7 protein-coding genes, 1 tRNA gene and 1 pseudogene are annotated in these 8,741 nt (G+C 44.4%); 8 read left to right on the top strand and 1 reads right to left on the bottom strand.

Annotated features, from left to right (window positions below; genetic code table 11):
- The first annotated feature begins 491 nt into the window (after nucleotides 1–491).
- The 5 genes from murG to ftsZ are packed head-to-tail and all read left to right on the top strand — an operon-like array spanning nucleotide 492 to nucleotide 6,719.
- Complete coding sequence (murG, locus tag E0E16_RS10240) at nucleotides 492–1,604, top strand: undecaprenyldiphospho-muramoylpentapeptide beta-N-acetylglucosaminyltransferase (RefSeq protein ID WP_130830225.1); 1,113 nt, start codon at nucleotides 492–494, stop codon at nucleotides 1,602–1,604.
- A gap of 2 nt (nucleotides 1,605–1,606) precedes the next feature.
- Nucleotides 1,607–2,986, top strand: coding sequence for a UDP-N-acetylmuramate--L-alanine ligase (gene murC, locus E0E16_RS10245; RefSeq protein ID WP_130830226.1), 1,380 nt, complete (start codon nucleotides 1,607–1,609; stop codon nucleotides 2,984–2,986).
- Between the two features lie 3 nt (nucleotides 2,987–2,989).
- Nucleotides 2,990–3,877 (top strand): POTRA-like domain-containing protein, encoded by an 888-nt coding sequence (locus E0E16_RS10250; protein WP_130830227.1) that lies wholly within the window; start codon nucleotides 2,990–2,992, stop codon nucleotides 3,875–3,877.
- A gap of 28 nt (nucleotides 3,878–3,905) precedes the next feature.
- The gene (gene ftsA / locus E0E16_RS10255) at nucleotides 3,906–5,351 is read left to right on the top strand and encodes a cell division protein FtsA (RefSeq protein ID WP_130830228.1); all 1,446 of its coding nucleotides are present in this window, start codon (nucleotides 3,906–3,908) and stop codon (nucleotides 5,349–5,351) included.
- Nucleotides 5,352–5,405: 54 nt separating this feature from the next.
- Nucleotides 5,406–6,719, top strand: a complete 1,314-nt coding sequence (gene ftsZ, locus E0E16_RS10260; RefSeq protein ID WP_130830229.1) for a cell division protein FtsZ — start codon at nucleotides 5,406–5,408, stop codon at nucleotides 6,717–6,719.
- 298 nt (nucleotides 6,720–7,017) lie between these two features.
- Here the strand turns inward: ftsZ and recO are convergent, their stop codons facing one another.
- On the bottom strand, nucleotides 7,018–7,743 hold the full coding sequence (gene recO / locus E0E16_RS10265) for a DNA repair protein RecO (protein WP_130830230.1): 726 nt from the start codon (nucleotides 7,741–7,743) through the stop codon (nucleotides 7,018–7,020).
- A 117-nt stretch (nucleotides 7,744–7,860) separates the two neighbouring features.
- Here recO and E0E16_RS10270 point away from each other — a divergent pair.
- The 3 genes and pseudogenes from E0E16_RS10270 to E0E16_RS15025 form a co-directional block, all read left to right on the top strand.
- A tRNA-Glu gene (locus E0E16_RS10270) sits at nucleotides 7,861–7,932 on the top strand.
- Nucleotides 7,933–7,959: 27 nt separating this feature from the next.
- Nucleotides 7,960–8,214, top strand: a complete 255-nt coding sequence (gene rpsT / locus E0E16_RS10275) for a 30S ribosomal protein S20 (RefSeq protein ID WP_130830231.1) — start codon at nucleotides 7,960–7,962, stop codon at nucleotides 8,212–8,214.
- Between the two features lie 372 nt (nucleotides 8,215–8,586).
- Nucleotides 8,587–8,741 (top strand): annotated as a pseudogene (locus tag E0E16_RS15025) (IS256 family transposase); the annotation flags it as partial.

Below are 8,741 nucleotides of genomic sequence, written 5' to 3' on the forward strand. Positions count from 1 at the left end.
TGGAACGCCGAAAATATGGCGAACGACGGTCTTATGCCATCTTCACCAAAGGTCCCAGGGGGCATCGAGCCCCCTAAGACCTTGCCGAAAATATGACGGAACTTAGGTGTTGTCCATCTTCTTTTATACAAGTGCACTGACTTCAAATTTAACCTATATAATGTTAATGTCAAGTCATTCAGTAAATAAGAAAATATTTGACAAGTAAAACAGAAAAACATCGTCAGATCTGACAAGTGAATTCAGGAAAAGACAAACACTTATACATTCCATTTTAAAAGCTAAGCTTTTGCGGTGTAAAAGCTAAGCTTTTGCAATGTAAAAGCTAAGCTTTTGGAATGCGAAAGCTAAGCTTTTGAAAACAAACAGAATAATTCTTGGTTACAAACAATGTTTTTTCACTCGCAACATCTTAGAGAAAATAAAAAGAGGAGTAAAATTACAATAAGAGAAAAAAAATGATTAACTTTGTAAGTTAATAGTATAGAGCAATGAATAAAGATTTAAGAATCATCATTAGCGGAGGTGGAACAGGCGGGCACATCTTCCCTGCCGTCTCCATAGCAAATGCCCTAAAAGCCAAGTGCCCGGAAGCGAAAATTCTCTTCGTCGGAGCGGAGGGCAGAATGGAAATGCAGCGCGTTCCTGCCGCAGGATACGAGATAAAAGGCTTACCTATCAAGGGGTTTAACAGAGCCAACAAACTAAAAAACTTCAGCGTTCTCATAAAATTATGGAAGAGTTTGCGACTGGCAAAAAGAATTATCAAAGAGTTTAAGCCCCAAGTGGCAGTAGGAGTTGGCGGATATGCCAGTGGAGCAACGCTCTACGAATGCTCAAAAATGGGCATCCCATGCTTAATTCAAGAACAAAACTCATACGCGGGCGTTACCAACAAACTGCTTGCCAAGAGAGCACGAAAGATATGCGTGGCTTACGAGGGCATGGAACGCTTCTTCCCGGCGGAGAAAATCATCATGACCGGAAACCCCATACGACAGAACATCCTCGAAACAACAATTAGCCGGGAAGAAGCACGCAAGAGCTTCGGGTTGGATCCGCACAAGAAAACCATCTTGCTGGTAGGTGGAAGTCTGGGAGCACGCACCATCAACCGCTCAATGCTGGAGCATCAGGACTTGATAGCCGCCAAAGCCGACGTACAATTTATATGGCAAACGGGGAAATATTATCATCAAAGCATCCTCGAAACACTAAAAGGGAAAGAACTTCCCAACCTGAAAGTAACGGATTTCATCAGCGACATGGGCGCCGCCTATAAAGCTGCCGATTTGGTAATCAGCCGTGCCGGAGCAAGTTCCATCAGCGAATTTCAGCTCATTGGGAAACCGGTCATTCTCGTGCCCAGCCCAAACGTGGCAGAAGACCATCAGACAAAAAACGCCATGGCTCTCGTAAAGAAGGGCGCGGCATTATTCACCAAAGATGCCGACGCACCGGAAACATTGCTCGCACTGGCATTGAATACCATTGCCGATGATGAAAAACTTAGGAATCTGAGTGAGAATGTCAGAAAAATGGGACTGGAGAACTCGGCAAACATCATCGCGGATGAAGTGTTGAGACTGATAAAACAGAATTAAAAATGGACTTCAAAGACATAAAAGCAGTTTACTTTATCGGTGCGGGAGGCATTGGCATGAGCGCACTCGCACGCTATTTCCGCCAAAAAGGACTTGTAGTGGGCGGATACGACAAAACCCCCACCAACCTTACACGCAAACTGGAGCAAGAAGGCATAAGATTACATTACGAGGAAAATCCGGATTTCATACCCAAGGAGTGCAAACAGAAAAACTCCACGTTAGTAGTCTATACCCCTGCCATTCCATCCACGCACAAAGAACTTGCTTTTTTTCGTGAAAACGGATTTGAAACGGAAAAGCGCGCCCAAGTATTGGGACGATTAACACAGACACACAAAGGACTATGTTTCGCGGGAACGCACGGCAAAACAACCACATCCTCCATGTGTGCCCACATCATGCACCAAAGCCATCTTGACTGCAATGCATTCCTCGGAGGAATTTCAAAGAACTACGGCACAAATTACATCCTCTCGGACAAGAGCGACTACGTGGTGATTGAAGCAGATGAGTTCGACCGATCATTCCATTGGCTTCGACCGTGGATGAGCGTCATCACCTCCACCGACCCCGACCACTTGGACATCTATGGAACGAAAGAGGCTTATCTTGAGAGCTTCCGACACTATACGGAACTGATACAACCGGGTGGAGTCTTGGTGATACACAAGGAATTGGAAATGAGACCACATCCACAACCGAGCGTAACCGTATATGACTACGCACGAAACGAAGGCGATTTCCACGCAGAGAACATCAAGATGGAGAATGGAACCATTCGCTTTGACCTCGTTTCGCCCATCGAAAACGTAAACAACATAGAATTAGGACAACCCGTTCCCATCAATATAGAAAACAGCATCGCAGCCATGGCTTTGGCACAACTAAACGGATGTACCGCCGATGAATTGCGGAACGGCATGAAAACCTACGCGGGAGTGGATCGCCGGTTCGATTTCAAAATCAAGAATGACCGGCATGTGTTGGTCTCTGACTACGGACATCATCCGAAAGAAATCATCCAAAGTGCAGAAAGCTTGAAGGAAATTTATCCCAACCGTAAGATTACGGTGATATTCCAACCTCATCTCTACACACGAACAAGAGATTTCCACAAAGAGTTCGCCAACGCGTTAAGCCATTTCGACGAAGTGGTGCTGACGGAAATCTATCCGGCGCGCGAAGAACCAATCAAAGGAGTTAGCTCCGCACTTATCTTCGAAAACCTGAAAGAAGGCATAGAACGAAAAATGATCGTTAAGGATGAGGTCTTGGACTTTGTAAAAAGCAGAGATTTTGACGTGTTAGTGATATTGGGCGCAGGAAACTTAGATAACTATGTCCCCGAAATAGCGAAAATCATCAAAGCAAAAAAATAAGAAATGCAGATACATTGGAAAAAGATCATCATCGGAACATTGGATGTCATCTTGGCAATTTATCTTGTCATGGCGGTTACTGCTTGGAACACGCCGGACAAAACCAATCGTATCTGCACGAAAGTGGATATCAATATATCCGATTCCAATAACTCCGGCTTCCTAAGCGCGGAAGAAATAAAGAAAATCCTCGTAAAAGAAGAACTCTATCCGCTAAACAAACAATTAAAATTCATAGAGCCACGCAAGATTGAGGAAGCACTGAAGGTGGGGCCATTCGTGAACACCGCAGAATGTTACGTTACGGAAAACGGACACGTAAACATCACAATTTCACAACGGATGCCCATCATCAGAATAAAAAGCGAGAATGGAGATGATTATTATCTTGATGATAACGGGGGCATCTTGCCTAACTCAAAATACACAAGCGACCTGATTATCGCATCGGGAAACATTAGTCAGTGGTTCGCACGATATGGTATCGCCCCACTCGCGAAGACAATCAGTCAATCAAACTTCTGGCTTAACCAAATAGAACAAATCAATGTGCGCGAAGATCGGGGAATAGAAATCGTCCCACGCGTCGGAGAACACATCGCTTTTTTAGGCTTCTTACCCACGAAAAAAGGAAAATCGGCAAACGAGAAATCTGTAAGTGAGTTCGCAAAGAAAAAACTAACACGACTGGAGAAATTCTATCGCTATGGACTCGCACACGCCGGATGGAACAAATATTCCTACATCAACGTCGAATTCGACAACCAAATCATCTGTAAGAGAAGAACTGAGACTGAAAATCGGCAAGAAGTCAATACAGTGAAAACAGAAAAGAAAGAAGAAACGGTAAAGAAAGAAAAGCCGGAAGAAACAAACGAGGCAACAGAATAAAGGAAAAAGAAAAATAATATATACGTATATGGCAGAATTCATTGTAGCCATTGAACTGGGCTCATCAAAGATTACGGGAATTGCCGGCAAGAAGAACCTTGACGGAAGTATCTCTGTGAACGCCGTTGTCAAAGAAAACGCCTCACAATGCATCCGCAAAGGCGTAGTCTATAACATCGACAAGACAGGGCAGTGCTTAACCAACATCATCGCAAAACTCAAGAAACAACTGAAACACGAAATCTCACATGTCTATGTGGGCGTGGGAGGACAGTCGATTCGCAGCGTGAGGAATGTCATCATCAAAGAATTGCCAAACGACACCATCATCACCGGAGACATGATAAACGAACTGATGGACGCTAACCGCAACATGACTTATCAGGATCAGGAGATTTTGGACGCTGCCACACAGGAATACAAAGTGGACAATCAATACGCCATCGACCCCGTTGGCATAAAAGCAAGCCACTTGGAAGGAAACTTCCTAAACATATTGTGGCGCAAATCATTCTACGATAACCTCAATAACTGCTTCGAGAAAGCAGGCATCGCCATTGCGGAGATGTACCTTGCTCCGCTGGCATTGGCTGACAGCGTACTGACAGAAGCGGAAAAACGAGGCGGATGCGTACTTGTGGACTTGGGAGCAGACACCACCACCATATCCGTTTATCACAAGAACATCCTCCGCCACCTTGCTGTCTTACCACTCGGAGGCGCAAACATAACGAAAGACATAGCCAGTCTGCAAATGGAAGAGAAAGACGCGGAGGCAATGAAGCTGAAATACGCCAGCGCATTCACAGAGAACAACGACATCGACAACAACCTTAACTACTCCATAGATGCGGAAAGAACTGTAGAAAGTAGAAAATTCATAGAGATTGTCGAGGCACGAGTGGAAGAAATCATAGAGAACGTAATCTATCAGATACCACCGGAATTCATCGACAAACTGCTGGGAGGCTTTATCCTCACCGGCGGAGGCTCAAACCTGAAGAACATTGAGCAGGCTTTCCGTAATCACACGCATGTAAGCAAGGTTAGAATGGCAAAATTCGTCGCACAGACCATCACCACCGGCGATTCGGATATCAACGCTAAGAACGGAACCATGAACACTATCCTTGGACTACTGGCAAAGGGAGACATGAACTGCGCCGGCGAACCCATCAATCCGGATAAAAACCTTTTCGACGAAAACAAGGCAACAACTTCAAGTACCACGGATATTCATCAGACACCTCGAAGGGCACCGGAAATAGGTCAAGGCGTAGTACTGACTGCTGCTGAGAAAGAAAAAGCCGAAGCAAACAAGAGAAAACAGGAGGAAGAAGAACGCAAGCGAAAGGAAGAAGAAAAAGAAAGATTGCGCAAGGAAGAAGAAGAGAAACGCAAAAACAGCTTCTGGGGAAAATTACAGCGTAAAATCAAAGAGTTTGGAGGTTCCATCCTTGAGCCTGAAGACTGATGAACTTCATGAAGAGATGTTTTAGATTGGAAAACAAAAAAAGAACAAAAGGTTATGGCAGATAACAATAATAAATTAGATATTCTTGATTTTGGGGAAACCGAACAGAACAGTATCATCAAAGTTATAGGAGTTGGTGGCGGTGGTGGCAATGCCGTTAATCACATGTACAAAGAGGGCATTCACGAAGTAACGTTCGTTCTTTGCAATACCGATGCACAAGCCCTCAACGATTCTCCCGTACCCATCCATCTGCAATTAGGCAAAGAAGGACTTGGTGCCGGAAATAAACCGGACAAAGCACGCCAAGCGGCAGAAGACACGATAGAAGACATAAAGAAAATGCTCGACGATGGCACAAAAATGGCATTCATCACAGCAGGAATGGGAGGCGGAACCGGAACCGGAGCAGCACCTGTAATTGCCAGAGTGAGCAAAGAACTGGGTATCTTGACCGTGGGAATTGTAACCATTCCTTTCCGATTTGAAGGCGACAAGAAGATCGATCAGGCACTCGATGGTGTAGAAGAAATGGCAAAACATGTTGATGCCTTGCTGGTTATCAACAACGAGCGATTGCGCGAAATCTATCCGGAGATGAACGTGCTTGATGCTTTCGGAAAAGCTGACGACACGTTAAGCGTAGCAGCGAAGAGCATTGCAGAGATTATCACGGTGCACGGACTGATAAATCTTGACTTCAACGACGTGAAAACAGTGCTAAAGGATGGTGGTGTAGCCATCATGAGCACCGGCTATGGCGAAGGAGAAGGCAGAGTGAAGCAAGCGATTGAAGACGCGCTCAACTCCCCATTGCTCAACGAGAATGACATCTACAACTCGAAGAAGATATTGCTATCCATCAATTTCAGCAGCGACAGACAGGAGAATCCGGGACTGACAATGGAGGAGATGAACGATATCAATGATTTCATGGGACGATTCAGCGACGGTTTCGAACTGAAATGGGGACTGGCACTCGACCCCGCACTCGACAAGAAAGTAAAAGTAACCGTGCTTGCCACAGGTTTCGGCATCGAAGACGTGGACGGAATGAACAGTCATCTCCTCAAGCACTCGCAGGAAGAGGCAGCACGCATCGCAGAGGAAGAAGAACGAAAGGCAGAACGCAGAGACCGAAGGGAGCGTTATTACAAGGACAACAACAACTCGCAGTACAAACGTCGCCCACACATCTATCTTTTCTCGCAAGAAGATTTGGACAACGAGGACATCATCCTTGCCATAGAAAACACGCCAACCTACAAGCGCACAAAGCAGATGATAAAAGAACTGAAGACTACCCCCGAGAAGCCGGAAGATGATGGACAGGTAGAGGAAATACAGGGTGTCATCAGCTTTACTTAAAGTGGGGATTAGAGCACTGCCACTTCGGTCGGCAAGATGGCGCCACTTCAGTATTTTCCGACTGCCATATCACCTTATGACGCTAAAAAGCAAAGTCAAGCAAGCAAAGTGAGGCAACGGAATACGCAACTTAGCATACTTGCGACCGATACCGATAAAAAAAAGCGAAGGACTTACCGCATAGTATCAGCCCGGTCAGTTCGAGGTGGCGATGTTATAGAACCGAAACAACAGGGGAAAAGCCACAAGGGTCGCATAAATTTTTATGACAATTAAAACTTGTCGGATGAACAGATGCTTACGAAAAAACATCTTTCAAGATCGAAAAACTTCGCAACTCGGGCATATTGGGGATATGCAAACGATAATAATAAAGGATGAGAGCGGCGATTCGGTTGCGCTCTTCATGTGTAAACTTAAAAAGGTGCATCGTTTCGTAATTCATACGCATTAGATTTATCACAAAGGTTGCGTCTGCAGATGAAAGGAAATCGGTATGAAGCGGTGCTTTCGGAGAGAAACAACCATTACGCAAATCAAAAAAGCTACCTTCCCGATAGGTCGTAAGATTAGGATAAAAACCAACAAACCTGCTTAAACGTGCCATGAAAAGCAAATGGAAGTTGGCAAGACCTTCAGAAGAAGCGTCGAGCCACTCCAAACTATTCACTATATAACGAAACAGTGCGGCGTTCTCCTGCTCGGATTGCGTTACATAAAAAAGGAATTCGGAAAGGAAGAAAAGCAAACTCGACTTTATCGGATCAAATGGAATGGTGGAATAAGGAACAGCGATACGCGCATCGCGGATATGCTGCAGGGTGGACCGAGCACGATCGAAATATTCCAAATCAAGGATTGTCAAAGGTTGGAAATATTGCTTCTTAACTCTCGATTTGGAAGTCTTGGGAACGCGCACGATGAAAGACACTCGCCCCGACTTTTCAGTAAGGACATCTACGATGAGCGAAGACTCACCATATTTAATGCTTCGCAGTACCACAGCAGCTGTTTTTACCAACATAACCTAACTTAAAACATACAAAAGTACAAAAAAATAAGCTTTTGATAAAAAATAAGCAGGAAAATTTGGCAGGATAAAATAAATGCGCTACCTTTGCACCCGCAATTAAAACAGCATGGTCCCTTCGTCTATCGGCTAGGACACAAGATTTTCATTCTTGCAAGAGGGGTTCGATTCCCCTAGGGACTACGATACAAACAATTAGAGAAAGTAAAGATGGCAAATCACAAATCATCACTCAAAAGAATCCGCCAGGACAAGGCAAAATCTCTGCATAACAAATACTACGCAAAGACTATGCGTAACGCGGTTCGCAAACTGCGCTCCATTACCGACAAGGACGAAGCTGTAAAGCAATATCCTACAGTGCAGAAGATGCTTGACAAACTTGCTAAGACCAATATCATTCATAAGAACAAAGCAGCTAACTTGAAGTCAGGTCTCTGCAAGCACATTGCATCATTGGGCTAAAAGTTGCCCTTCAGTCATAGCATACAAGAATTATAAAGGTCGCAATTCAAATGGATTGCGACCTTTTACGTTTAAACTCTTCGGATAAAGCAAGGGAAATTTGTCGGTAGCGACACATAAATTCGGTTAGCCAAATAGCCGGTCCGCCCACAATTTGAATGGATAACAAGCACGAATCTTCTTTTACACATCACTTTCATGACGAACAGAACACAGAGTTTGCCCCAACTGCGAGCCTGCATTGATATTCGGTGGAAGCCAATCCTTCACTGAACTTATCCCTAACGCACAATCTGCTCGGTACTGTCCTATAAAAGTGTGTAAGCTTCTTTTTTCTTATCTTTGTATTTGATAACTTTAAAAAAGAAAAAAATGAAACTTACACATTCGCAAATTTCGGAAATTCTTTCGAATTACACAAGCAGCAGCGAGGGTTTTGTTACCCTTCAGTCATTAATCATGAACTCCCTGATGTATCATGAACGAGAGTTGTTCGTCAGCGAAAATGCCCATGAGCAATGCAATGG

Source organism: Prevotella rectalis, from assembly GCF_900607215.1.
Lineage (GTDB): Bacteria > Bacteroidota > Bacteroidia > Bacteroidales > Bacteroidaceae > Prevotella > Prevotella brunnea.

What these genes read in the sequence shown, in the direction of transcription:
- murG (WP_130830225.1), top strand. Translation starts at nt 492, where the DNA reads ATGAATAAAGATTTAAGAATCATCATTAGCGGAGGTGGAACAGGCGGG.
- murC (WP_130830226.1), top strand. Translation starts at nt 1,607, where the DNA reads ATGGACTTCAAAGACATAAAAGCAGTTTACTTTATCGGTGCGGGAGGC.
- E0E16_RS10250 (WP_130830227.1), top strand. Translation starts at nt 2,990, where the DNA reads ATGCAGATACATTGGAAAAAGATCATCATCGGAACATTGGATGTCATC.
- ftsA (WP_130830228.1), top strand. Translation starts at nt 3,906, where the DNA reads ATGGCAGAATTCATTGTAGCCATTGAACTGGGCTCATCAAAGATTACG.
- ftsZ (WP_130830229.1), top strand. Translation starts at nt 5,406, where the DNA reads ATGGCAGATAACAATAATAAATTAGATATTCTTGATTTTGGGGAAACC.
- recO (WP_130830230.1), bottom strand. Translation starts at nt 7,743, where the DNA reads ATGTTGGTAAAAACAGCTGCTGTGGTACTGCGAAGCATTAAATATGGT.
- rpsT (WP_130830231.1), top strand. Translation starts at nt 7,960, where the DNA reads ATGGCAAATCACAAATCATCACTCAAAAGAATCCGCCAGGACAAGGCA.